This is a genomic window from Photobacterium salinisoli (assembly GCF_003614885.1).
Classification (GTDB): Bacteria; Pseudomonadota; Gammaproteobacteria; order Enterobacterales; family Vibrionaceae; genus Photobacterium; species Photobacterium salinisoli.
The window spans coordinates 866,259-891,925 of record NZ_QZMS01000007.1; the positions used below are offsets into that span (position 1 = coordinate 866,259).

The 25,667-nt window shown below is 47.7% G+C and carries 24 protein-coding genes; 17 read left to right on the top strand and 7 right to left on the bottom strand.

What is annotated here, in order from left to right; all coding sequences use genetic code 11:
* Positions 1-389: 389 nt before the first annotated feature.
* From D6M16_RS04605 to D6M16_RS04635, 7 genes are all read left to right on the top strand, one after another.
* Entirely contained in the window at positions 390-1,985 is a 1,596-nt protein-coding gene (locus tag D6M16_RS04605) for an ABC-F family ATPase (RefSeq protein WP_120510774.1), read from the top strand.
* A gap of 102 nt (positions 1,986-2,087) precedes the next feature.
* A complete protein-coding gene (locus tag D6M16_RS04610) occupies positions 2,088-2,537 on the top strand; it encodes a YaiI/YqxD family protein (RefSeq protein WP_120510775.1) in 450 nt (149 codons plus the stop codon).
* Between the two features lie 259 nt (positions 2,538-2,796).
* Entirely contained in the window at positions 2,797-3,333 is a 537-nt protein-coding gene (locus D6M16_RS04615) for a GNAT family N-acetyltransferase (protein ID WP_120510776.1), read from the top strand.
* Positions 3,334-3,522: 189 nt separating this feature from the next.
* Positions 3,523-3,903 (top strand): SpoIIAA family protein, encoded by a 381-nt coding sequence (locus D6M16_RS04620; RefSeq protein WP_120510777.1) that lies wholly within the window; start codon positions 3,523-3,525, stop codon positions 3,901-3,903.
* A 42-nt stretch (positions 3,904-3,945) separates the two neighbouring features.
* On the top strand, positions 3,946-4,584 hold the full coding sequence (locus D6M16_RS04625) for an HAD family hydrolase (RefSeq protein ID WP_120510778.1): 639 nt from the start codon (positions 3,946-3,948) through the stop codon (positions 4,582-4,584).
* A 54-nt stretch (positions 4,585-4,638) separates the two neighbouring features.
* Positions 4,639-5,409 (top strand): GNAT family N-acetyltransferase, encoded by a 771-nt coding sequence (locus tag D6M16_RS04630; protein ID WP_120510779.1) that lies wholly within the window; start codon positions 4,639-4,641, stop codon positions 5,407-5,409.
* 180 nt (positions 5,410-5,589) lie between these two features.
* Positions 5,590-5,982, top strand: a complete 393-nt coding sequence (locus D6M16_RS04635; protein ID WP_120510780.1) for a TonB-dependent receptor — start codon at positions 5,590-5,592, stop codon at positions 5,980-5,982.
* Between the two features lie 27 nt (positions 5,983-6,009).
* Here the strand turns inward: D6M16_RS04635 and D6M16_RS04640 are convergent, their stop codons facing one another.
* Both D6M16_RS04640 and D6M16_RS04645 read right to left on the bottom strand, forming a co-directional pair.
* Positions 6,010-7,149, bottom strand: coding sequence for a ParB/Srx family N-terminal domain-containing protein (locus tag D6M16_RS04640; RefSeq protein ID WP_120510781.1), 1,140 nt, complete (start codon positions 7,147-7,149; stop codon positions 6,010-6,012).
* Between the two features lie 168 nt (positions 7,150-7,317).
* The gene (locus tag D6M16_RS04645; protein ID WP_120510782.1) at positions 7,318-7,677 is read right to left on the bottom strand and encodes a glutaredoxin family protein; all 360 of its coding nucleotides are present in this window, start codon (positions 7,675-7,677) and stop codon (positions 7,318-7,320) included.
* Positions 7,678-7,969: 292 nt separating this feature from the next.
* Here D6M16_RS04645 and D6M16_RS04650 point away from each other — a divergent pair, with 292 nt between their 5' ends.
* The 5 genes from D6M16_RS04650 (at position 7,970) to D6M16_RS04670 (ending at position 13,838) form a co-directional block, all read left to right on the top strand.
* Positions 7,970-8,323, top strand: coding sequence for a DUF3802 family protein (locus tag D6M16_RS04650; protein WP_120510783.1), 354 nt, complete (start codon positions 7,970-7,972; stop codon positions 8,321-8,323).
* Between the two features lie 232 nt (positions 8,324-8,555).
* Entirely contained in the window at positions 8,556-10,604 is a 2,049-nt protein-coding gene (locus D6M16_RS04655) for a methyl-accepting chemotaxis protein (RefSeq protein ID WP_120510784.1), read from the top strand.
* Positions 10,605-10,684: 80 nt separating this feature from the next.
* Positions 10,685-11,413, top strand: coding sequence for a tRNA-uridine aminocarboxypropyltransferase (locus D6M16_RS04660; RefSeq protein WP_120510785.1), 729 nt, complete (start codon positions 10,685-10,687; stop codon positions 11,411-11,413).
* A gap of 142 nt (positions 11,414-11,555) precedes the next feature.
* Positions 11,556-12,470 carry an N-acetylglucosamine kinase gene (gene nagK, locus D6M16_RS04665; protein WP_120510786.1) on the top strand — a complete coding sequence of 305 codons (915 nt, stop codon included), beginning with the start codon at positions 11,556-11,558 and terminating at the stop codon, positions 12,468-12,470.
* Positions 12,471-12,575: 105 nt separating this feature from the next.
* A complete protein-coding gene (locus D6M16_RS04670; protein ID WP_120510787.1) occupies positions 12,576-13,838 on the top strand; it encodes a DEAD/DEAH box helicase in 1,263 nt (420 codons plus the stop codon).
* A gap of 71 nt (positions 13,839-13,909) precedes the next feature.
* Here D6M16_RS04670 and D6M16_RS04675 read toward each other — a convergent pair whose 3' ends face one another.
* Positions 13,910-14,992, bottom strand: coding sequence for a ketoacyl-ACP synthase III (locus D6M16_RS04675; protein ID WP_205576861.1), 1,083 nt, complete (start codon positions 14,990-14,992; stop codon positions 13,910-13,912).
* Between the two features lie 249 nt (positions 14,993-15,241).
* On the opposite strand from D6M16_RS04675, the gene D6M16_RS04680 reads away from it, so the two are divergent.
* The gene (locus D6M16_RS04680; RefSeq protein WP_120510789.1) at positions 15,242-16,219 is read left to right on the top strand and encodes a Gfo/Idh/MocA family protein; all 978 of its coding nucleotides are present in this window, start codon (positions 15,242-15,244) and stop codon (positions 16,217-16,219) included.
* A 96-nt stretch (positions 16,220-16,315) separates the two neighbouring features.
* On the opposite strand, the gene D6M16_RS04685 is transcribed toward D6M16_RS04680, so the two are convergent.
* The gene (locus D6M16_RS04685; protein ID WP_120510790.1) at positions 16,316-17,686 is read right to left on the bottom strand and encodes an SLC13 family permease; all 1,371 of its coding nucleotides are present in this window, start codon (positions 17,684-17,686) and stop codon (positions 16,316-16,318) included.
* Between the two features lie 445 nt (positions 17,687-18,131).
* Here D6M16_RS04685 and D6M16_RS22570 point away from each other — a divergent pair, with 445 nt between their 5' ends.
* From D6M16_RS22570 to D6M16_RS04700, 4 genes are all read left to right on the top strand, one after another.
* A complete protein-coding gene (locus D6M16_RS22570; protein WP_276131385.1) occupies positions 18,132-18,257 on the top strand; it encodes a hypothetical protein in 126 nt (41 codons plus the stop codon).
* Between the two features lie 231 nt (positions 18,258-18,488).
* A complete protein-coding gene (locus D6M16_RS04690) occupies positions 18,489-20,357 on the top strand; it encodes an FAD/NAD(P)-binding protein (RefSeq protein WP_162940928.1) in 1,869 nt (622 codons plus the stop codon).
* A complete protein-coding gene (locus tag D6M16_RS04695; protein WP_120510792.1) occupies positions 20,347-21,549 on the top strand; it encodes a YbfB/YjiJ family MFS transporter in 1,203 nt (400 codons plus the stop codon). Before D6M16_RS04690 ends, D6M16_RS04695 begins: the two co-directional genes overlap by 11 nt.
* A gap of 14 nt (positions 21,550-21,563) precedes the next feature.
* Positions 21,564-22,211 (top strand): glutathione S-transferase family protein, encoded by a 648-nt coding sequence (locus D6M16_RS04700; RefSeq protein WP_120511870.1) that lies wholly within the window; start codon positions 21,564-21,566, stop codon positions 22,209-22,211.
* A 59-nt stretch (positions 22,212-22,270) separates the two neighbouring features.
* Here the strand turns inward: D6M16_RS04700 and D6M16_RS04705 are convergent, their stop codons facing one another.
* The 3 genes from D6M16_RS04705 to D6M16_RS04715 form a co-directional block, all read right to left on the bottom strand.
* Positions 22,271-22,951, bottom strand: a complete 681-nt coding sequence (locus D6M16_RS04705) for a SanA/YdcF family protein (RefSeq protein WP_420812228.1) — start codon at positions 22,949-22,951, stop codon at positions 22,271-22,273.
* A 210-nt stretch (positions 22,952-23,161) separates the two neighbouring features.
* Positions 23,162-24,850, bottom strand: a complete 1,689-nt coding sequence (locus D6M16_RS04710) for an NAD-dependent malic enzyme (protein ID WP_120510794.1) — start codon at positions 24,848-24,850, stop codon at positions 23,162-23,164.
* A 333-nt stretch (positions 24,851-25,183) separates the two neighbouring features.
* Positions 25,184-25,645, bottom strand: coding sequence for a tellurite resistance TerB family protein (locus D6M16_RS04715; RefSeq protein ID WP_120510795.1), 462 nt, complete (start codon positions 25,643-25,645; stop codon positions 25,184-25,186).
* Positions 25,646-25,667 lie beyond the last annotated feature (22 nt).

Sequence of the window (25,667 nt, forward strand, 5' to 3'; positions counted from 1 at the left end):
GAAATATTAGGATGATTGTAATAAAACAAGAAAAAATGACTTTCAGGGAGCAAGACTTCAATAAAGTTGGTATTTTTACAAAAAAAATCGGAAGCAGTCGCCAAAACGGTGTCAAGCCCTGCAGAAGTTGCTGACAATCAGCTTGCTGGTAAGTTTTTTCTCAGTAAGCGGTGAGATTTTAGTCAGTAAACCGCTTTGCAAGTGGCGCTGCTCAGGCAGAATGCCACATTTGTCGTCTCTGTGTACTGTCGGGCGCTTTTGTTCAGTGTACAGACAAAGCGTGATAAAACTCACGTCATCTGTTAATATACCCGCCAATTTCCGATGAAAAGCTGCCAATGCTATCAGGCAGCTTTTTTCATGTCTGATTATTGTTGTAGGAACCTATTTTGATCACAACAGCGAACATCACCATGCAGTTTGGCGATAAGCCTCTGTTTGAAAACATCTCCGTTAAATTCGGCGAAGGAAACCGTTACGGCCTTATCGGTGCTAACGGCTGCGGTAAGTCGACGTTCATGAAAATCCTGAGTGGGGAACTGGAGCCTTCTGCTGGTGTGGTCAGTAAAGATCCTAACGAGCGTATGGCGAAGTTAGGTCAGGATCAGTTTGCTTTTGAAGCATTCACTGTTGTTGACACCGTGATCATGGGTCACAAAGAGTTGTGGGAAATCAAAGCGGAACGTGACCGTATCTACTCGCTGCCGGAAATGTCTGAAGAAGACGGTATGCGTGTCGCCGATCTGGAAACCGACTTTGCTGAAATGGACGGGTATTCTGCTGAAGCCCGCGCCGGCGAATTGCTGCTTGGCCTGGGTATTCCTGAGCACCTGCACTTCGGTCTGATGAGCGAAGTGGCGCCTGGTCTGAAAGTACGGGTACTGCTGGCTCAGGTACTGTTTGCCGATCCTGAAATCATGCTGCTGGACGAACCAACGAACAACCTGGATATCAATACTATCCGCTGGTTAGAGCAGGTTCTGATGCAGCGTAACTGCACTATGATCATTATTTCGCACGACCGTCACTTCCTGAATACTGTCTGTACCCATATGGCGGATCTGGATTACGGCGAACTGCGCCTGTTCTCGGGTAACTATGATGAGTACATGGTAGCGGCGACTCAGGCCCGTGAACGTCTGCTGGCCGACAATGCGAAGAAGAAAGCGCAAATTGCCGAACTGAATACCTTTGTCAGCCGTTTCTCCGCTAACGCCTCGAAAGCGAAACAGGCCACCTCACGCCAGAAGCAGATTGATAAAATTCAGCTTGATGAAGTGAAAGCCTCCAGCCGTCAAAACCCGTTCATCCGTTTCGAACAGGAAAAAGAGCTGTTCCGTAATGCGCTGGAAGTGGAAGGCCTGAAGCAGGGTTATGGTGAAAATATCCTGATCAATGGCGTTAACCTGATGGTAGAAGTCGGTGAGCGTATTGCCATCATTGGTGAAAATGGTATCGGTAAGTCAACCTTCCTCAATACCCTGGCGGGCGCCATGACACCGATGAGCGGTATGATTAAGTGGTCTGAGAATGCCAATATTGGCTTCTACGCACAGGATCATTCTGCTGATTTCGACACCGACATGAACCTGCTGGACTGGATGAGTCAGTGGAAGAATGAAGGCGATGACGAGCAGGTTGTTCGCGGTATTCTGGGCCGTATGCTGTTCTCGCAAAATGATATCAAGAAATCCGTTCGTGTGATTTCCGGTGGTGAGCAAGGCCGTATGCTGTTCGGTAAACTGATCATGCAAAAGCCAAACATCCTGTTAATGGATGAGCCAACCAACCACATGGATATGGAGTCCATTGAGTCTCTGAACCTGGCGCTGGAAAACTACAGAGGGACACTGATGTTTGTCTCTCACGACCGTCAGTTTGTCTCCTCGGTGGCTACCCGTATTATTGAAATCACCAAAGACGGTGTTAATGACTTCCACGGTACTTATGACGAGTACCTGCACAAGCAAGGCATTGAGTGCTAATCCCGTACTTTTAAAGACAGCCGCCTTTCCGGGCGGCTTTTTTTATGCAAAATAGGTAGCTGAATGGCCAATGCGCCCTGAAGCAGAGTTAAGGAAACCATCATGAATATCTGGGTTGATGCTGATGCTTGCCCGAATGTGATCAAAGAAATCATTTTTCGTGCCGCTCATCGCGTAGGTGTCTGCACGACATTGGTTGCAAACCATGCCATCCGTGTGCCACCGTCACCGCATATTCGAGCGGTGCAGGTGATGGCGGGTTTTGATGTCGCTGATAACCATATCGTTCAGCAGCTTGAGCCGGGGGATTTGGTGATTACCGCCGATATCCCGCTTGCTGATGAGGTCATTACTAAAGGCGGTCACGCGCTCAATCCACGTGGCGAAATGTACAGTAAAGATACGATTAAACAGCGCCTGCAAATGCGGGATTTTATGGAAACCATGCGCAGCAGCGGTATCCAAACCGGTGGACCGGCACCTATCAGTCAGGCTGACAGACAGCAATTTGCCAATAAACTGGATGTTTTCCTCGCAAAAGCCCGCCGATAAGCCAGGTCATGTCATACAGGCCCTTTTCGGCTGGTTTGGGGCCTGCCATTCTCTTTCCTTCCACGGCACGACTTCAATTTTTTGCGCTTTGTGCCAGGCTTCAAGGCTTGCTGTCTGCGCCTGATATGTCTCTGTCGGGCGGTACATGATAAAAAGCTTGCGCTCAGGCTCTTATTTTCATTAAACAACTTGTTTCATCTGCATGTTGATGAATAAAATTCGTGCTGATGAGTTGGTTATGAATAATAAGGAATAAGCCGTGCTGGAACTGACCACCCAAAGATGCGTACTACGCCCACTGACCCTGAGTGATGCCGAGGCTTTGTTTGATATTTTCTCTGATCCGGACGTGATGAGATATTGGGATAAAAGCCCATGGCAATCCATTGAAGAGGCGAATGACTACATACAGGCATCAAAACCTTCATTGGATGAGCCGGAAAAGCTGGTATTGGGTATTTATGAACAACCCGGGCAGCGGTTGTTAGGCAAGTGCATGCTCTTTAATATTGATCAATATTCGCGCAGAGCCGAGTTGGGTTTTAGTATTTCCAAAGCCTACTGGGGCAGAGGTTTTGTTCAGGAAGTTGCTTCTGCCCTGATTCAGTTTGCTTTTGAGGAAATGCAACTCAACAGAATAGAAGCAGAAATTGACCCTGATAACACAGGCTCGGCTAAAGTATTGACAAAACTGGGTTTCTCGCTGGAAGGGTATTTACCTGAAAGGTGGATTGTCGACGGAAAAATGTCAGATTCAGCGATTTATGGCCTGCTAGCGCGTCAGTGGCGTGCTTGAGATGGCTTGCAGGCATTGTGGTGTCGACTATTGCCAACAAACAGAAAACAACCTCCGTTGTTGCTTTATCTGTCATGAAAACAGTCAGTAATAATGCTTATTACTGATTAACGCTACAGTTTCTTCGAGTAAGGGCTTTTTGAGCAATACTTACAGGTATACGTTGCAAATGGCATCGTTGGAGGAAATATGTTTACTGTTGAAAAAGTGGGTAATGACAGGCTCGACATTGAAATGAGTGGTAAGCTGGATTCAGAGGAGATGAGGTCGGCGTTAGATGAACTGCTCGATAAATCATCAGATATTAAAAATGGCAAAATGCTGTTTGATATAGTGGAATATCATCTGCCTTCCATGGGGGCGATAGGTGTTGAATTGTCTCGCTTTCCATCAATGATGAGGTTTATCCGTAAATTTGACCGTGCAGCGGTGTTATCGGATACAAACTGGGTCAAAAAAGTCAGCGAAGCCGAAGGTTTCTTGATTCCTGGCCTGAATATCAAATCCTTTAACCGCGATCAGCGTGATGAAGCCGAGGCATGGCTGGAAGGCTTCGGCACTGACTCGTGAGAGTCTTGAACCGGATACTAACGGAAGGAATACATCAATCGTATGTATCATGTAATGTTTGATGTGGACGATACATTAATTCAGTCCAGCCAGTTTGATGAAAGCTGTTTTGTTAAGGCGGTGAAGTCAGTCACTGGTCTGGACCTATATCAACGCTGGAGTGATTATCCGCATGCTACCGACAGGGGCATACTTCGCACTTTTATTGAAATTCAGGCACCAGACGAAGAACTTGTTGACCTTGAAAGGCGGGTAAAAGCGGTTTTTATTCAGAACATCAGGGAACGCTTGAGTCATCGCCCTGCACTAGAGGTCAGTGGAGCCAAAGCCTTCTTTCACCGTTTGCTGGACGATGATCGTTTTATTGTGTCTCTGGCAACGGGTGGCTGGCGGGAAACGGCAAGAATGAAGCTGATATCGGCTGGCTTTAATATTGACGATGTCAGTATGGCGTCATCAGATGATCATTATTCCCGCGCACGTATTATGGAGCTCGCCCGAAAGAGAGCGGGCGATACGGATTTACAGCTGACCTATTTCGGTGATGCCGAGTGGGACGTTCGAACGTGTCAGGAGCTTGGTGTTAATCTGGTGATCGTAGGAAATAAAGTCAGTCACTGCCAGAGCATTGATGACTATCACAGTGACGATCAGGCGCTTTACTACATTACTCACCAGTAGGCGACACACGATTAACAAGCCGTCTGCATTTGATCAGCACATCAAGGAAGCTAAATGGATAAAAAGGAAATCATGGCCTTATACAATCAGTTTGAGCGTATCGGGCAGGCCGCATCAGGCTATGAAAAGCACGTGAACGGACCGGTTGTGAGGTGTGTTTCACCCGATCCACAAGGTAGCTACATTACGTATTTTCATTTGGATGAAAAGCAGGTAAGTTCGGCGATCAAAAACGAAATCGAATTCTTTTCAGCACGGAAGCAATCCTTTGAGTGGAAAACCTATTCTACTGACTCACCCGCTAATATAGGCAAACATCTTATTGAACAAGGTTTTACCCGGGAGGAATCTGAGTCCTTTATGGTGCTGGAACTGGACAGTATTCAAAGTGCTTTGCCTGTGAATGCAGACATAGCGGAAGTTTATGATCTTGATGGAATACGAGAAGCAATGTCTGTGCAGGAAAAGGTATGGGGCACAGATCATACTAGTCATGCTGTGCTTTTACACCAGATGAAGCAAGCGTCCCCAAAGGATGTCGCTGTTTATGTTATCTATGATAATCATCTTCCCGTTTCGTCGGCTTGGATTTTATACAGTACCGACAGTCCCTTTGCCGGCATTTGGGGGGGAAGCACATTATCTGAATACCGGAGCAAAGGCTATTACACGGCGTTACTGCACCAGAGGATCAATGATGCCAGACAACGCGGTATACAGTATCTCACTATCGATGCATCGGCTATGAGCCGGCCAATTGTGGAAAAGCATGGCTTTAAATTTATAGCAGAAACAACGCCATACTTTCTTGATGTCAATGGCTGACAGGCAGACTCTGCCTGCCATCATGTTTTGGCCACTTTGCTAGACTCGATAGTCAAACGGCAGAGGTAAATAGTCGGAAATTTTCCATCTACCACTCATGACTTTATCTATTCTGATCTTAACGGATAGCATCTGAGCATTCTTGCTATCCAGCCTGACCTGTATTTGTTAGGAGGTCATATGGATCGGAAATATGTCATCACCAGCTTTATCTACGCTATCCTCGGGCTGTTGTTAGGTATTTACATGGCAGCCTCCCACAACCATGGCCAAATGGTGACACATGCTCACATTATGCTGGCTGCCTTTGTAGTGTCTTTTATCTATGGTTTGTGCCATCGACTATGGCTGACAAACGGTTCAAGTGCGTTATCTCAGATTCAGTTTTATGTCCATCAGGCAGGTATTTTGGTGTTGGTGATAGGATTATTTTTATTGTATGGCAACCTCGCTGCCCCGGACGTGCTGGACCCGATTTTGGCGTTGGCATCGGTAGCTGTACTGGTGGGAATGATTCTGATGACGGTATTGTTTATGACTTCGGCTAAAAGTAAAGAATCAGGGCGAGGTTAGCTTCGCCCTGGATGTATAGTACTGCCTTTAGTTTTCAGTCTTCTCGGTGTCGACTGCGGGCGTACCTTCCTTTTTAGCACTTTCTTTTTTCGCTTTTTGCTCTTCAAGAATGCGTTTTGGTGTGGATTCTTCTTTCTCCCGCTGGCGATAGGCTAATGCGTAGCTCCAGCTTGAGGTAGACCGGGAGAGTAATGATTCAAGTGCTTTGATATTGACTTCATCAAACTGGCCCAATTCTTTCGCGGTTTTGCCTGATGAGGCAATGTTTTCATCATCTGCTGCCGCCACAATAAGGCTTGCCGCTTCTTTAAGTGCTGCAGCGTACTCATCGGGGTCGTTAAGGTCGTAATTCGACACCTTCATTTTTTTACGCAGATACTGGGCCCAGTAATATTGCATATAAGGAACAGACATTGGCCGGATCAGCGGGTTAACGGTTTTACTTTTATCAGGGTCGCTGTAAGCGATGTTGCGCAGGAAAAAGACCAGTGACAAATATTTGTCATGTTTTAACTGCTTCATACCCAGGTATTCGGGCAGCTCAGAAGGTTTGATTTTTTCGCCACGGGTATCAAACAGCCAGAATTCCCCGGCTTCTTTCATGGCGTTCCAGACTTCATCAATATCATCGCCGGCCAGACTTTGTGTGACTTTCACTTTCACAGGTACACTGGTTCCACCGTTAGGCATATCCCAGAATGTCGTCAGAATGTGATGGCCGGAAAGCAGGTAAAGTGTTTTACCATTTGGTGCAAGCAACACGGTAGGCAAGGCATCCTGGTTACTGCCCAGCGGCTCTTCACACGTATAGCTGTCCAGATCGGTTGGCTGAGACTGGTCATCCCATGTTTTCACACCTTTGCCGCCGTTGGTCAGGCAAAGATCATCAAACATCTGGGCCGGGCGTGCTTCGTAACGGCCCAGGCTGGCAAACACCCTGTCAAAAGCAAGAACGGCTTGTGTCGGCAACAGGGCGTCCAGTTTAACCGTCAGCACGTCACCCACTTGAATAGCGTTATTCTCGCTGTTTTTTTTGCTGTCATCGCTTTCAGCCTGACTGGATACTTCTGTGGCTGCTTTTTCTTCCTGATCTGCGAGCGCAGAACCTGTGACAGCAGCACCTAACATGGAGGCAAAAACTAAGCAGGCAGTACGATGTAATCGCATGAGAGCTCCTCACTGATAAGGGTAGCAAATTGAGTTTAGCAAATAGCTAAGGTCGCGTTGTATAAGAAATAATACTGAATTCGGAAGGGGGAAGTATCAGAAGGCTGTCAAAAAACTGTCGTAATGAAGAAACCCGATCTGAGTCGGGCTTCTCGTTATGCACAAAGATCAGGCAAATCGGTTTTCAAGATATTGAATAATGTCAGCCGATTCATACATCCATTCCACCTGTCCATCTTCTTTTTCGATTCTCAGGCAAGGTACTTTACGTTTTCCGCCGCCATTAATCAGTTCCTGTTCGAACGCAGGTTTTTTCGCATCAAGGGTCTTAAGCGGAAGTGCCAGTCGTTTGGCACTGCGGCGGACTTTGACACAGAAAGGACAGGCATCAAATTGGTAAAGTCTCAGCTTTTCAGCAGCCACATTGATTTCGCTTTGCTCAAGGGCAGAGCGTTTCATGGACTTCGGCGTAAAAATGGCATTAAGCAGCAGAATAATCCGGCCAAGGAACCATCGAACAAATTTCATGGGAGTGTCTATCTCTATAGTTCAGATTTTAGTGACAGGATTGTAACGTAAAAGTCCTCCTAACGTCATCAGCGTTCCATCCGCAGCGAGATACCAGCAGAGACCGTAAATCCCCTTATTTTTCGTTTCGGAGACAGGCATTGGCAGAAGGCATGTAAGGGATAGGCTAAATTAGCCATTTCTTATTGATAAATAAAATAGTTAACCTGAGCACACTTGCTGCCGCAGAGCTTGAAAAACAAATTCGACACTCTATCATTTGCTGCAGTGTTGGGTGGAATAAGCAAAAGATATGGTTGTTGAATCTGATGGTTATCACGCGCTGATTGAGTATTTTACGGAACACCTGAGTGTGTTTGCTGTAAGCGGTACTGATGCAAGTGAGGAAACCGTAGAAAATGTTGTCACGGATCTGATCGCTACAAACCTGATGGCGGTATTTGGCCAAAACCCGGATCTTGAACCCGAGTTTCGATTTAAGCTAATGCAGGAAGCCGATGCTGTATTGGATGATATGGCGGAAATGCTAGGCGGCTTATGGCACAAAAACCCGGGCATTGAGCAAATTAATTTCCTGGAAGATTATATCAGCCTGGTCAAAAACCTGTTTGACAGTGTGATAAGTCAACAAGCTTCACACGCCTGAACACACTGTTTGGAGAACAACGCAGAAGCAGCTGAGGCTGCTTTTTTTTGTTCCTGACAGTTAGCTAACTGTCAGCTTTCGTTACATATTTTTTACCTTTGACATTGTTTTGTCATATTTGAGCCGTATGTTAACGGCGAAATTAATGAGAATAAGATCACAATTATTGTCCTGCAATATGTTGGTGCTGATTTTACCGGGGCAGAAATTGTGGCATTGACAAAGGTTCACTATGACAAAAAAACGCACTCAACGGACAAGGCTGTCAGTTGTGGTTCTGATACAGTCAGTCTTTCTGCTTCTTGTGGTTATCGGTGGATTACTATCATTTTTTGGTAATCAAGGGCTCAACCGTGTTTCTACTCAATTCGCCTCGCTCAGCCAGCAGGCCTTACCCGTCTCAACGCTCAATGCGGAAATGGTAGAAGGATCACTGGCTTCCGCACAGAGTCTGACAGAGGTTATCAACAGCCGGACAATCGAAAGCCTGGAAACGGCGCTGAGCACACTGAAAAATAATGAGCAGCATGTAGAAAATGCTGTGGCAGAGCTGCAACAACTTGCCACAGAACATGGTATTAGCTGGCTTGAGAATGATGTCAGTGCGTTTGAAAGCGATCTCACCACATTTAATCAGCTTGTCTCGTCCATTCAGCAAACACAGCAGCAAATTCTGACCAATCAGGCCAGGCTGGAATCTGACAAAGCCACCATGAACTATGCGGTTTCCTCTGTGCGATCTGAAATGAGCCGGATCAGCATCGGCCTGTATGCAGGTGATGCAGCAGCTATGGGCCATGTTACCAACTTCATTAATCACTCCCAGGAAATGGGAAACAACATGGTGGCTTTGTTGTTTGAAAGCGATCTGCAAAAAGCCGAAGCGTATGCTAAAGACCTGAATCGGACTAATTTATCGGGCATGTTATACGCGTGGAAAGAGTTGAATCGACTCAATTCTGAACTGGCGGAATTCTCAAGTTTATCTGTACCGTTTGAGATGGTGAAAGGCCTGTTTAGTGAGCAGGGAATGATCATGCTCAAGCTTGAAACGCTTCGTTTGATACAGGCTCAGACTGAAAAAGCCGATCAGGCAAAAGTGCAGGTGGAAAAAATCATGCTCAAACTGGGCGACATGGAGACAGGTTCACAGCGCATGATCCATGAGAGCGAGCAGGGTGTGTTGGCCGCCAGCGACAATGCCAAAATGATTTTTATTGCTTTGAGTGTCGCCGGTTTGCTGTTGGCGTTATTAGCCGGTGCCTGGGTCAGCAAAACGGTACGCCTTGCCTTGCAGCGTCTCGATGATGTGATTAAGGCAAACAGCATGGGTGATCTGACCGTCATAGCAGACGAAAATGCACCGAAAGAGTTTGCTCAACTGGCCAGTTTGCTGAATCAGTCGAATCGAACCAATAGTCACGCCATGGCGCAACTGAGTGATAACGGTCAAACCTTAACTCAGGCGGCTGAGCGCAGTCAGACTGCTTCGGCGCAGTCTCGCCGTGCACTCAGTCAGCAGAGTGATCAATTAAGCACTATTGCGGCTGCCATCACTGAACTGGAGGCCTCTATCAAAGAAATCGCGCAAAGCACCACTGAGTCGGAAGCCGAAGCCGAAGCGGCTAATACGCTGGCAAAGGAAGGGGCTGAGATAATTGCACGCAGCACTGAACGCTTGCAGTCCCTGGATGTGCAGTTTGCGCGAAACGAAGCCTGTATGATCTCGCTCGATGAACATGTCGGTAAAATCACCGAAGTTGTGGAGCTTATCAGTACCATTGCCAACAACACCAACCTCCTTGCGCTTAATGCGGCAATAGAGGCGGCGAGGGCGGGCGAGCAGGGGCGCGGTTTTGCTGTGGTCGCCGACGAAGTCAGAAAACTGGCTAGTGAGACCAACCAGCAAACTGAATCTATCCGCCGGACTATCGCTGAGTTGCATCAGGCGGCAGAGGATGCAAATACCGCTATGCAGGAAAGCCGAAGCGAAATGACGGCATCGATTAACTTGAGCAGTGAGGTTGAAGCTGCCATTCAGAGTATACAGGGGGCTATTGCGCGAATTACCGATAAAGTAATCACGATTTCTGCTGCCACACAGCAGCAGGAAAATGCCTCCATGGAAGTGGGTCGTAGCGTAGAGGAAGTCGCCAGTCAGGCCAGTCTGAACAATCAGCAACTATCGACACTGGTCGAGGAAGCCAGAACTGTGTCTGATATTGCGCGGGAGCAAAGCCAGATGCTGACCCGGTATAAAATTCTGGATCCTGCCGTTTAGAAACTACAGACACGGACTTGTCACCGGGTTATCAACGCCAGTAGAATGCTGGCGTTTTTTCTTTCCCTGGTAGTCTAGCTATGCGTATCCACGCTGTTCATAACCTGTATGAAATGCGTCTTGCCCGTTCAACACGGCCGTTTCTGGCTCGGGGTGGAAAAGTCGAGCGTTGTCAGTTCTGCATGCTCAGAGCGCACCTGTGTATCTGCAGCCATAAACCACAGATTGAGTCTGACGCCGCTTTCATGCTGATTATGTATGATGATGAAGTCCTCAAGCCCAGTAATACCGGCAGGCTGATTGCCGATCTCTTTACCGATACCTTTGCATTTATCTGGTCCCGCACTGAGCCTGATCCCGCCATGCTTGCGGTGCTGACCGATCCTCAGTGGCAACCTTACGTGATTTTTCCGGCAGAATACGGTACGCCAGAGCGAGTTGCTAGCGAGGTTGTGCCCGCGCCTGGCAAACGGCCTTTGTTTATTTTGCTAGACGGAAGCTGGTCGGAAGCAAAAAAAATGTTTCGTAAAAGCCCGTATCTGAACGATTTTCCTATGCTGTCGATTACGCCCGAATCACGTTCACGTTATCAGGTGAGGGAAGCGACTAAGGACAATCAATTGGGCACAGCAGAAGTCGCGGCCAGGATTGTGGCCGGATTCGGTGAGCAGGAAAACGCCCGTATCCTGGATCTCTGGTTTGATGTATTCAGAGAAAATTATATGGCCGGAAAGTTAAACCGATCGTTGCCTGAAGACTCCGCTTTGGAGCGCCTGAAGCAGGCCGGGCTATCCGAAGCTTCTGTGTAACTGTGTTTTTTAGCTTTGCATGGTTTACTTAATATAAATGTGCGCTTGCGCTGATTGATGACCCGTTAAATATGGTTTGTGTCACAGTCTGTATAGGCTGATAAATGGATAATTTTTGCAGCGCAAAATAATGGAGACAACGATGTATTACGGCTTCGATGTAGGAGGCACTAAAATTGAATTTGGTGCGTTCAACGAACAACTTGAGCGTGTGGCCACGGAACGTGTCCCTACGCCGGGTGATGATTATGAGGCGTTAATTGATACGCTGGTGGCGATTATCAGTAAAGCGGATGAACGTTTTGACTGTGCCGGAAAAATTGGTATCGGCATCCCCGGTATGGAAGACGCCGAGAGTGGCACTGTACTGACATCCAATATACCTGCTGCAAAAGGCCGCCACCTGCGTCGGGATCTTGAAAGCCGTCTTGGCCGTTCTGTCAGCATAGATAACGATGCAAACTGCTTTGCTTTGTCTGAAGCGTGGGACGAAGCGTTACGTGATGAGCCGTCTGTGCTGGGGTTGATTCTGGGCACAGGCTTTGGTGGTGGTTTAGTGTTCAACGGGAAAGTGTTTTCCGGTAAAAACCATGTAGCCGGTGAGTTGGGCCATACACGTTTACCCATCGATGCCTGGTTTCACCTGGGTGAAAAAGCCCCGTTGTTCCAGTGTGGCTGTGACAACAAAGGGTGTATTGATAACTATCTGTCCGGGCGCGGTTTTGAACAGCTTTATGCGCATTATTTTGGCGAGAAAGTCCCGGCGGTTGAGATAATTCAACATTACAACCAAGGTGAAGCAAAAGCGGTTGAGCATGTTGAACGTTTTGTTGAACTGCTGGCTATTTGCCTGGGTAATTTGCTGACAGGTCTGGATCCACATGTTGTCGTGCTGGGCGGCGGTTTGTCCAATTTCGAACTCTTGTATGATGAGTTGCCAAAGCGTTTGCCTAAGCATCTGCTATCCGTCGCACGCGTGCCTAAAATCATCAAGGCCAAACATGGCGATGCGGGCGGTGTTCGTGGCGCAGCTTTCCTGAATATAGAAACGGTCTGAATCAGCCCCTTATTATGCTGAAGGCACCCGCAAGGGTGCTTTTTTATTGGTAACTCATGGCAACAGGGGATAGAATCCCTGCTTTTTCGTAATCAGGGCAGCGGAATGGCGTTTTCCAAATTAGGGCTACAGGCTGATATTCTCTCAGCAATCAATGCGCAAGGTTTTACAGAACCGACGCCGGTACAGCAACTGGCGATTCCTGCCGTGCTGGCAGGTAAGGATGTGTTGGCCGCCGCGCAGACAGGAACCGGAAAAACCGCTGCTTACGGGTTACCTTTGCTCGATCGGATGCTCAGTCAGACCGCAGAGCGTCAGGAACAGGGTAAGGGCGCACCGGTCAGAGCCCTGATTCTGACGCCGACCAGAGAGCTTGCACAACAGGTACAGGACAACATGGATGCCTTTTGTTCTGTCTTACCTCTCAGCTCTGTGGCTGTGTACGGTGGTACCAGCATGAACGTGCAGACCAGAGTCCTCAGAGAGCATCCCGATATCGTTGTCGCTACACCGGGGCGTTTATTGGATCACGCGCATGTTGGTAATATAGATCTCAGCCAAGTTGAATATCTGGTGCTTGATGAAGCCGATCGCATGCTGGATATGGGCTTTCAGGATGAAATCCAGCGCATTTTAAGGCGAATGAAAGCACCACGACAAACCTTGCTGTTTTCTGCAACCTTCTCGAAAGCGGTAAAAAATCTGGCATATAAAATGATGCAGGATCCCTCTGTTATTGAAGTGACGCCTGCCAATACCACAGCTGAAACCGTGCAGCAGATTGTCTATCCGGTTGATAAACATCGTAAAGCTGAATTGCTGGCCTACCTGATTGGTTCACGTAACTGGAAACAGGTACTGGTGTTTACCAAAACCAAACAGGGATCCGATGCGCTGGTGAACGAATTACAGCTGGATGGCATTAAAGCTGCCTCCATTAATGGTGATAAAAGCCAGGGAGCAAGACAACGCGCATTAGATGATTTTAAATCAGGCAAAGTGCGGGCTTTAATTGCAACCGACGTGGCAGCCAGAGGACTGGACATAGAGCAATTGTCGTATGTGGTGAATTTCGATATGCCCTTTAAAGCGGAAGATTATGTCCACCGTATCGGGCGTACCGGTCGTGCCGGCAGTGAAGGTTTGGCGGTGTCGCTGATGAGTCTGGACGAAGAATGGGCGTTAAAGGCGATTGAAGATCTGCTGGATACGCGTTTGCCACAAGAATGGCTGGCAGGTTATGAACCTAATCCGGCGATTGCGCCTCCTGAACATGCGCCTAAAGGCCGTTCAGCCGATAAACGCCGTCTGAAAAAACAGCTCAAAGTGCATCAGGGCAGAGGTAAGCGCCAATCATCCAGACGTTAGAATTTGCCTATTGAGACCAAAAAGCCACTTAGCGATTAAGTGGCTTTTTCATTCGGGCTGACGGGCTGTACTTACTTCACGCCGGTACAGTGGTCAATCGCGTTTTGCATAATCTCGCGCGCGGTTTTCTCGCAAGCTGGCAACTCGGCATCTGATTGCGCGACAGGCGTTACCCGCTGTCCCCATTTAATCAGGCAGGCCCCCCAGGTCAGACCGGCGCCAAATGCAGCCGACAGTATGGTATTTCCAGGCTTGATGAACCCTTCTTCAACCGCTTCACAGAGCGCAATTGGCACAGTTGCGGCCGAGGTATTACCGTAGCGATGAATGTTAACGAAAGCTTTTTCCAGCGGAATACCTGTGTGATCACACAGGGCTTCAATAATGCGCTTGTTAGCCTGATGAGGGATAACCACATCAATCTCATCTTTGCTTAACTGAGCACGTTCCAGAACAGTGCTGGCCGCTGACCCCATGCCTCGTACGGCACGACGGAAAATCTCACGGCCAACAAAGTTAAAGGTAAAGTGACCCGGATCCGGATTGAAGCGATCCATAGAGGTTCCGAAGTCAGGAATAGCCAGCACATCACGGCCTTCTGCATCACAACCCAGCTGTGCTTCCTGAAGGCCCAGTTTTTCTTCGGTTCGGCTGATGATCACAGCGCCTGCACCATCGCCAAACAGCACGGCGGTATCGCGTTTACTCCAGTCGATCAGCCAGGATAAACGCTCTGCACCAATAACCAGTGCATGACGGTAATTACCGCCCTGAATCAGGCGGGTGGCGGTTTCCAGGCTGTAAATAAAGCCAGTACAAGCCGCGTTCAGATCGAACGCTGCAGCGCGTTTAGCACCCAGTTCCAGCGCGACTTTGGACGCAATATTCGGCATTAGTGTGTCGGGTGAACAGGAAGCGATGATGATTAAGTCCAGATCGTTAGCTGTTAACCCGGCGGCAGCCAGTGCACGGGCTCCGGCGACTTCTGCCAGCTTTGAGGTATCAACATGGCTGATGCGGCGTTCCTGAATTCCGGTACGGGATTGGATCCACTCATCATTGGTTTCAACAAACTGGCTGAGTTCATCGTTAGTCAGAATAGCTGGCGGCAGGCACTTGCTCCAACCAGTGATTTCGGCGTGGTACATAGCGATTCTCTGTTCTGGTTATACTTTTCGGCAAATAAATATTGCGAAAATATGAGTTCGGTTGCTTTCTCTGCGGGAAAATGCAGGAACATCGGTGAAAATCAAATTATTTAGCCTGTTATCTTACTTCAAGCTCTAACGGACTCCAAGTTATCGAAGCAGGGATTTGTGCTCATCATCAAACCCTTGGCGTTTACCCGAACTTCCTGGTGTGCATAATGAAATTAACAAAATTATAAATAGGAGCTTGGGTAAATGTTAAGAGTAGCCACGGTCGGCACAAATTGGATCACTGACAGCTTTATAGAGGCAGCCCAGCAAACAGGAAAAATCAACCCAGTCGCCGTCTATTCCAGAACGATGGAAAGTGCTGAAAGCTTTGCACGTAAGCACTACATCAAACAGTGTTTTGATGACCTTGAAGAAATGGCAAACAGTGATGATATTGATGCTGTGTATATTGCCAGTCCCAATGCTTTCCATGCCTCTCAGGCGGAAATATTTATCCGTGCCGGTAAACATGTGATGGTAGAGAAACCAATGGCATCCAACATTCGGGAAGTCGAGTGTTTGATTGAACTGGCTCAGGCGAATAATGTGGTGCTTTTCGAGGCACTGAAGACCACATATAACCCCAATTTTGCCGTGTTGCGCAACAGCCTGAGTAAAATTGGACGTTTACGAAAAGCGCATTTCAGCTTTTGTCAGTATTCATCCCGGTACGATAAATATCTCAGCGGGGAAAACCCGAATACGTTTAATCCGGAGTTCTCTAATGGGTCATTAATGGATATAGGTATCTACCCTTTGAGTGTGGCCATCGCCTTGTTCGGAGAGCCTAAAAGCTTCACTGCGCAAGGTGCGTTGCTGGATTCCGGGGTGGATGGCCATGGCACACTGGTTTTGCATTACGGTGATTTCGATGCCGTTATTACTCACTCTAAGGTGAGTGACAGCAAGATCCCTTGCGAGCTGCAAGGGGAACTGGGGACATTAGTGATTGATACCATAGCAGAGTGCCGCAATATTGTGATTCACCGCAGAGATGAACCTGATGTGACGCTGTCACGCTTTCAGGCAAAAAATACCATGCAGTATGAAGCGGCTGAGTTCGCGCGTTTGATCGAGGATAAAGATTATTATCACTCGGGGTTGGCGCGTAGCCGTATCGTACACACCATAATGACGGTTGCCAGAGATATCATCGGTATTCGGTATCCGGCTGATTCCTGAATCATCGAAAAAAAGGTGGCCAACTGGCCACCGGAAATAAAAGAGTGTGTCATTGCTGTTGTTATTGTTGTCAGGGTTATCAGAACGATATTTCACTTACCAGAACAGATAAGCCACCACGGTTAGGAAAGCGATCGCAACAATGTTCAGGTAAACGCCGGCGCGCATCATCTCACTTTGTTTGATATGGCCAGAGCCAAACACAATCGCATTCGGTGGCGTGGCAACCGGGAGCATGAAGGCGCACGAGGCGGCAACACCAATTAACACGGAAAGAATGACGGGCGATACACCCATGGCATCTGCCACTGAGGCGAAAACAGGCACAAGCAAGGCCGCACTGGCGGTGTTGCTGGCAAATTCGGTCAGAAATACCACGAAAGCCGCTACAGCCAGGATAGTGAACAGCAGGCCAGCCTGATCCAGGAAGCCGCTCAGGCTGTTAGCCAGGAAAACACTGGTGCCGGTTTCTTTCAGGACGTTGCTCAAACAGATACCACCACCGAACAGGAGTAATACGCCCCAGTCGGTTGTTTTTTCTATTTTTTTCCAGTCTACAACGCGTGATGCACCCAGCAGAGCGATAGCAAACAGTGCAACCAGCGTATCGAACTTGCTCAGCCCGCCTAGCATGCCATTGATGGGTTTACTGAAAATCCACAGCACTACGGTTAACGCAAAGATGGCAAGGGTGATTTTCTTCCCGTTGGTCCATTCCACCGGTTTGTGTTTCATCTCAAAAGTGTGGTTCAGGTTAGGCTTGAGCAGGAAGTACAGTACGCCAACGGCTAAAGGTAACAGTGCCAGTGTGATAGGCAACCCGAAGGCCATCCAGTCGGTAAAGCTCAGCCCGGCCTCAGCGGCAGCAATGGCATTGGGCGGGCTGCCAATAACAGTGGCAATACCACCGATGCTGGCACAGTAAGCGACACCCAAGAGGACAAAGACATAGGTATTGCGCTGATTTTTGGCATCCACTTTAGCCAGTACACCCAAAACCAGCGGTAACATCATGGCTGCCGTTGCTGTGTTGCTGATCCACATAGACAGGCCGGCTGTTACCCCAAAAAGCATGAAAACAGCGACGGACATTTTCCCTCTTGCCATCACCAGTACTTTATCGGCGATAGCCTGGTCGAGTTCTTGACTGCGCAGAGCAGCAGCCAGTGCAAAACCACCCAGAAACAGGAAAATAATGGGATCGGCAAAGTTACTCAGCGCCTGGTTGGTTTTAAAGACACCAAAACCGACGGCCAGCAGGGGGACGAGCAGCGCAGTGATGCTGACATGGATAGCTTCTGTCAGCCAGAGTACGGCGACGAAAGCAAGAATACTAAGACCCGTCGCCACTTCCTTTTCAACGGGTAGTGTATTTAGCAGGACGAAAAATAGGGCGATATCTGCAAGCAGTATCAGGCTGTTCCGGTCAAACAGCCACTGTTTAAGTGTCAGTGCTAAGGCTGTCATATAGGGTTCCTTTCAGATTGACTGTAATTATGGTGTAGGTCTGGCACGAGGCGTTTTCGCTTCTGATGTGCTGTCGACGTGAAATGTTGCATTTTTTTTATAGCTTGTTAACGCGAATGTGACGTGTGAAGAGAGTTGTCATGGCTTTTGTGATGTCATGATTTTTGAATGTGTGGGAATCTACCCATTATCTTTCAGCTTACCGATAAAGCGCATGATGCCTGATGGCCCTGCTGACAAAGCAAGCTGCTGTTGTCTTTTATTGAGTGTGATGTATAGGAAGTCAGGCATGAATCTACACGGGTAAAAATTTGCTTACATCTGTCTTGCGATAGCGGTTTCGGTTCAGTATCTTTTTGTGTCAGGTTCTGGTGCTTGAATCAGCCTATTGACTACAGATTCAGCCGCCAGGCGATAAAACAAAAAAGAAGCTAGGTTAACAGTAATGACATCGACAAAAAAAGCGTTTAAAAAACGGATTCAGGAAGAAGCTCAGCAGCATTTGAGCCGTGTACGTATGAAGGTGCTGGGACAGTATCCACTGCCTGACAAGGGGCAGCGTAAGGAATAAAAAGTCGGTTTTATCATTGAGATAACAGCATTGTTTTATTGTAGCGAAAAGCATGACAACCCAGCCATTTTGGCTGGGTTGTTTTTTTTGCCCCCTCTAAACTACAGCCTATGGCGGTGTTGATAGTTTGCAGCAGCAATCTTGGCCTTAGTTGTCTTCTTGATACTTAATTTCTCAAAGTTAGCCAGTTAGAGTAATTACTTGACACCTTATTAACAAAATATGCACAATGTGGATATAAGTGTTGTTGCTTATTGGTTTGTTGAGGGTACTGAGTTGTCTGTAAATCATGTTGGGGTTATTGGTGTAGGCCCTAGAGGGCTGGGTGTTGTTGAGAGGATTGTTGCTTCGGCAATGAATAATATCGACGCGGAAATTAACTTGTTGCTGTTTGACCCATATTTGCCTGGGTCCGGATGCCATACCACAGATCAACCTGATCACTTGTTAGTTAATACTGTTGCAGAACAAATCACGATGTTTGCAGATGACTCTGTCGTTGAGGCTGGAAATATTCTCTCAGGACCAACGTTCTATCAGTGGTTATGCGAGCAACGGCCATCTAAAGATATCCCTGATAATATTCGCCCTGACGGCTACTATTCCCGAAAACTGTTCGGACAATACCTTAACTGGGTATTCAACTACATTCTTGAATTTGCTTCAGTTCGATTGAATATTTCTTATATTCCACTCGAGGTTGTGGATATTGAAAAATCTGACGGTGGCTGGTCAGTAAAAACAGAAGATGATACTCAGTATAAATTAGATTATGTATTCATAACGACTGGGCACACTAAGCCAGAGTTGGCAGAAGCGCCAAGTGGTTTAGAAATTTGTGACCCTTATCCGATCAAAGAAAAGCTATCAGACATTCAATGTGGCGACACCGTTGCCGTGAAAGGCATGGGGTTGACAATGTGCGATGTCGTGGCAGAGCTTACGGTAGGCCGAGGAGGGGAATTTTTTCGCTCTGATAATGGCAGACTGGTTTATGTCCCATCGGGACGCGAACCACAACTTATTGCTTATTCACGAACAGGCTTACCTTTGTCTGGTAGAGCAACTAACCAAAAGGGCGCCTCTGCTCAATACAAGGCAAAGTTTTTGACAGCGGATGTAGTGAGGAAACTTCGTGTTAAAGGCTCTATAGATTTCATACAAGACGTACTTCCACTCTTAATTAACGACATGGAATATGCGTATTATGAAGCATACGTACGTGATAAATACGGAGCGATAGAATCACAAAAATTCTGTAACAGTTATTTCTTTTCGCCACCGCCGAAACGGGTTGAACTGATAAACAGAACAATTAAGCCAGAAGATAGATTTTCGTGGCAAAGACTCATCTCACCAATTCCAATGAAAGTACTTTCCTCTAAAGAAGCGTACGGGAAATTGCTGCTGACTTTTATTGAAAATGATTTGTTTGAAGCACAACGGGGAAATGTAAACAGCCCAATAAAATCTGCCAGCGATGTTCTGCGTGATTTGAGGGATTTAATTCGTGACACAATTGATTTCAAAGGATTGACTGAAGATTCTCACCGTTGGATAGATGCAGTGTTTATCCCAATTATGAACCGGATAGCTGTTGGCCCGCCCAAGGAGCGCCTGGAGGAGATGTTGGCACTCGTAGAATGTGGAATTTTACATCTTGATTTGGGGCCTTCACCCAATGTTGTGGTGGATACCGAGGGTAAGCAGGTCGTGCTTCAGTCTTCTGTATGGCCTGAATATGAACGACGTGCTGATATTTTAGTCCATGCAAAAATTTCGATGCACAGCCCTAAAGACGATGGGACGCCATTGTGGAAACAATTGCTTTCCAAAGGTTTTACGCGTTTGTATTACAACGGCAAGTATCACCCGGGCGGGATTGATGTGACTAAGACAATGCAAGTGATTAGTCAGGATGGCAGTGTTCACGACAATATGTGGGCGCTTGGTATTCCAACGGAAGGCAACAAATTTTACACATTTATTGTTCCAAGACCTGGCGTGAATTCTACGGCTATTGTGGATGCTGGAAAGGCCGTTAACCAGCTCTTTGCGTTGATGGCTGAAAATCGAAGAGCACTTTCCTATGCAGAGTAATCCGATATTTAACCGGTACAGTTTCGCAGGCCTTGGAGCAACACTGATTGGTAATGGCATTGGGCGTTTTGCTTATATCGCACTGATGCCAGCTTTGATCCAAGCAGGTTGGTTTCGGGTTGAAGACGCCACTTATCTGGGAGCGGCAACGTTAATCGGCTACATTTTTGGCGCTCCGGCAGCCAATTTTCTGATCAGGCACTTTAGTGTTGGTCAGGTTATCCGGGTCGCCATGCTGGTAAGCAGTCTCAGTTATCTGGGTTGTGCGTTTCAGGATGCGCCACTGGTGTGGTTTTACGTGCTGCGCACTCTGGCAGGCGTTGCAGGCGCTATGCTAATGGTGCTCGCCCCGCCGGTCATTGTGAGAATGCACAGTGCCAAGGTCAAAACGCGTATTAGTGGCGTAGTGTTTTCCGGTATTGGCCTGGGAGCCATGTTATCCGGAACACTGATTCCGCTTCTTATCTATCACAGTGTGGTTTCTGCCTGGGTTGGAATGGGTGTTGTGGCTTTGGTGACAACTGTGCTGACCTGGAATGCCTGGGGGGCAACAGAGCCGTTATCCGGTAGTCGTACCGCTCCGGCAACCTTTCGGAATATGTCCAGATCTCAGGGGATGACGGTGCTGCTTATCCTGCTGGCTTATACCTTTAATGCCATCGGCTATCTGCCTCATACTCTCTTTTGGGTGGATTATATCGTTCGCGAGCTTGGTATGACATTTGTCAGCGGCGGGCTCTATTGGGCAACGTTCGGGATTGGCGCGGCAATCGGTCCTGTTTTAACGGGTTTTCTTGGCGATCATGCCGGGGTCAGGCGATCGCTATTGATCGCATTTTCTTTAAAAGCATTGGGTGTCTCGCTCCCTTTAATCAGCAGCCATCCATTAGCACTGTTTTTCTCTTCCCTGCTGGTGGGAATTTTCACGCCGGGAACGGTCACTTTAGTCTCGACCTATACACTGGAATCTGTGGGCTATGAACTGCACACCAAAGCCTGGAGCGCAATGACCTTGTCCTTTGCTATCTCTCAAGGGGTAGTGGGTTTCATTATGGCTTATTATGCTGCCCATCTTGCCTCGTACTTTATTCTGTTTGCCGTCAGTGCCAGCGCGCTAGTCGTGTCAATTGCATGTATTCTTTTCACGCCGCCTCAACAAGGAAGCGAACCTGTCTCGCAATCTGTATCTTAATCAAGGGGATGACTATGAAACTTTATTTGAATGAAACATCACCGTTTTCGAGGGTTGTTGCTGCAACAGCATTGCTGTCCCGATGTGATGCTTTGCAATTGGTGTGGGTCGATCCCTGGCAATCACCAGCAGAATTAGAGCAGGTCAATCCTTTTTGCATTATTCCCGTTCTGGCGCTGAATGACGGCGTCTCGCTCAGCGAAAGCCTATGTATCTGCCAGTATTTGATTGCAACGTATCAGCCCGATGCTCTTGTTGCCGCAGATAGTCAAAATGCTCTTGAGACTTCCGTTATGGGATTGGCAAAAACTATGATGGAGACAGCTTTCAGAACCGTGGCACTGGGGCGCTTTGTTGAGGGGGACAATGAACTTAGCAGACGTGGTAAAACCGGACTGGTTAAAGCATTGCAAAAACTGGAAGCAGAGGCAGGAGGTGCCAGAAAAGACGTGTTGCTTCAACCTAATCTGGCGACGCTTTATCTTCATGTTGCTCTTGAGTACGTACAATTTCGTCATAGTGAGATTTATCATGACGCTGCGGGCGACAATATTATGCACTTCCTTGAGCATTCTCCTTTCAAACAAGTGCTGCAGACAGTGAGTTTGGAACGATTGGCAACTAAGCCAGATTTTCAAGCACTCATGTCAGCGGTCGTTTAGCTAACTGCCTGTACGGTTATACGCATAAACAGACACACTGCCGGGCAGTGTGTCTGAACTCAGAGCGTGTTGATCAGCAGAGGGGATAATGGTGCTGAGTAAGTAGGTTGCTCAGGCTGGACTGGTCGCAGAGGCGGCCTGGTAAAGATAGGCTCTTTGGGGCCGGGAAAACGGGGCTGCTCATTTAAAATATACAGATCCAGTATGGCTTTTACTCGCGCAAACACTTCCCTTAACCGAATTTTGAATCCGGCTAATCCGCGAGGTTCCGGCACGGCAAGGCAGATAGCATTCAGGTTCTTGTGGCTGGCAATAAACAGCGCACGTTCACAATGGAATTGCTGGGTAATAATAACCAGGCTGTTGGCTTCAAATACATTCTTAGCCCGGATAACCGAATCCAGTGTCCGGAAACCCGCATAATCGAGCACAATCACTTCGTCAGGGATCTCGGCTTTGAGCAAATCACGTTTCATCGTCCAGGGTTCATTGTATGAACGGTGTGCATTATCTCCACTCAGAAGAAAGATCTGGACTTTTTTTTCCCGGTATAACTTCACCGCAGCATCCATACGGTAGTTGTAATAAGGATTGAGGTTATGGGCTATGTATTTACTTGTACCCAAGACAAGACCGACCGTACGGGCAGGGACTTTATCTATCTGGGTATAAATACGATCAGCCGTGCTCGCTGCTACCCATCTGTCGAGTATCAGAAAGAATCCGAACAGTACAATCATCAGCATGACGGTATACCGCAGAAATGTAGGTAGCTTCATAGAGGCCCAAAACGCAAATAAAACGGTTTCTTAACGCCTTAAGTGTACCTTAATCCGTTGATAATGTTGTGTAAAAATCAGGTCATACTTGTCGTGAAAATCATCAGCATGGCAGGCTGAATAATAAAAAAACCCGCCAGTAGCGGGTTTTATCATCAAAAAAGCGAATAATTAGAACGATGTCCGCTTATACCGGCGGTAGCCTGGTTCCCAGAAGTTCGCATCAATTTTCTCTTTAATGCGCTCTTCGGTATTTTTCGGTGCTTTACGTTGCTCCACGGCTTTCTTAGCCACAGCCAGAGCGATGTAGCGAGACACATTCTGGATATCTTCCAGCGGTGGCAGCAAAGCGCCACGGCCGTTAATGGCTAACGGAGAACATTCCGCCAGCGCCCGGCTGCTTTCCATCAGCATTTCATCGGTTACGCGGCGGGCACCAACAGCCAGCACGCCCAGGCCAATACCCGGGAAGATGTAACTGTTGTTACACTGGGCAATCGGGTAGGTTTTACCGTTATAGACAACAGGTTCAAACGGCGAGCCTGTGGCAACCAGGGCCTGGCCGTCCGTCCAGCGGATGATATCGGCAGGCATGGCTTCAACACGGCTGGTCGGGTTGGATAGTGGGAAGATGATCGGACGTTCACAATGTTTGTGCATTTCACGAATCACTTCTTCACTGAACAGACCCGGCACACCGGATACCCCGATCAATATGTTAGGTTTGCCATTACGCATCACGTCCAGCAGGGAAATATTGCTGTCGTCCGTTTCCCACTCACTGATGCTCTTACGTGTCTGCACCAGTTTTTTCTGGAAGTTAACCAGATTAGGCATATCGTCCAGCAGCAGGCCCCAGCGGTCTACCATGTAAACCTGGCTGCGTGCCTGTGCATCTGAAATACCTTCAGAGACCATTTGTGCAATAATCGCTTCCGCAATACCGCATCCGGCAGAGCCTGCACCAAGGAAAGCAACACGTTGTTGGGACAGTTTGCTGCCAGCCGCTTTACAGGCCGCCAGAAGGGAACCCACTGTTACAGCGGCAGTGCCCTGAATATCATCGTTGAAACAGCACACTTTATCTTTGTAGCGATCCAGCAAAGGCATGGCATTTTTCTGTGCAAAGTCTTCGAACTGGATCAATGCATCCGGCCAGCGCTGCTTAACCGCTTGAATAAAGTTATCGACGAAGTCTTCGTATTCTTTCCCGGTAATACGGGTATGGCGCCAGCCCATGTACATAGGATCTGACAGGCGCTGTGGATTATTGGTGCCCACGTCCAGTACAACCGGCAAGGTATAAGCCGGGCTGATACCACCACACGCGGTATAGAGTGACAGCTTACCAATTGGAATACCCATGCCGCCGATGCCCTGATCACCCAGACCAAGAATGCGCTCACCGTCAGTCACTACTATGACTTTGACATTATGACGGGAAGCATTGTTGAGCATGTCTTCAATGCGGTCACGGTTCGGATAAGAAATGAACAAGCCACGACCACGGCGGTAAATGTTGGAGAAGTTCTCACATGCTGCACCGACAGTCGGGGTGTAGATGATTGGCATCATCTCAGTGATATGGCTTTCAACCAGTCGGTAAAACAGTGTCTCGTTGGTATCCTGAATGTTACGAAGATAGATATGCTTATCCATATCATTGTCAAATTTCAGGTACTGCTGATAAGCACGTTCTGCCTGTTCTTCAATGGTTTCAATCGCTTCTGGTAACAAACCTTCGAGGTTGAAGAACATTCGCTCTTCGACAGAAAATGCACTTCCTTTGTTAAGTAGAGGAGTTTCTAGCAGGGCCGGTCCGGCGTAGGGGATATATAGGGGTCTTTTATCGTCTTTCATGCAATAGACTCTGTTTTTGGCTGAAATTTTGGCATTTCTTCTTATTGAGGGCACATCGTAGACCTATCACTCGTTATATTCAAAGAGAAAGTTCAAAAATTTTGTTAAAATGATCAACATTTTCAACTTTTGTTGAATGTCTTATTGCTGAAAGAAAATGCGAGATAAAGTAAGGCATTATCAGGCGAGCCTGGCTGTTTTTGACTCATGTGAACTGATTTAATGAGTTTTATTGGAGTATTTAACTGGTTTTTCGGGTGATTATCAGAAATTTACCCCGAAATCACCCGATTTACATTATCTGTCTTCTGTATTAGGCATTCCGTGAAGGAATTATTCGGAAGCACCTGCCTGAGCGGACAGTTTTGCCTTGATGAAAGTGGCATGGTCAACATAGATCAGCTCTGCAACCTGGCGGATAACGGCTTCTTCCACCGGATCTAAAATGCCGTCAGCCAAAGCGACCTGCCACATGGCTTCGATTAAGCGGTAACGCTCTTCTACAGACAGTGAGCGCAGTTTATTGGTGAATTCAAACACCGACACAGATTGCTCGCTGCGAGTTTGTGCTTCGTGCAGCAAGGCTCTGGCTTGCGTGTCATCCACGTCAAGCAATTTAACTAACAAGTGGACTTTTGCACTTTCCTCGCTGGGGTCCCGGCTGTGATCGGCGTCTGCGACTTCACAGAGCAGTGAAGCCATCGCCAGGTGAAGGGATGGGGTATCCACCGCCGCTCCATCATCACTGCCTTCATTCATCACCTGGCGAAAGAGTACGCGTAATTGCTGGAACATAATCATTTCCTTTCAACAGCCT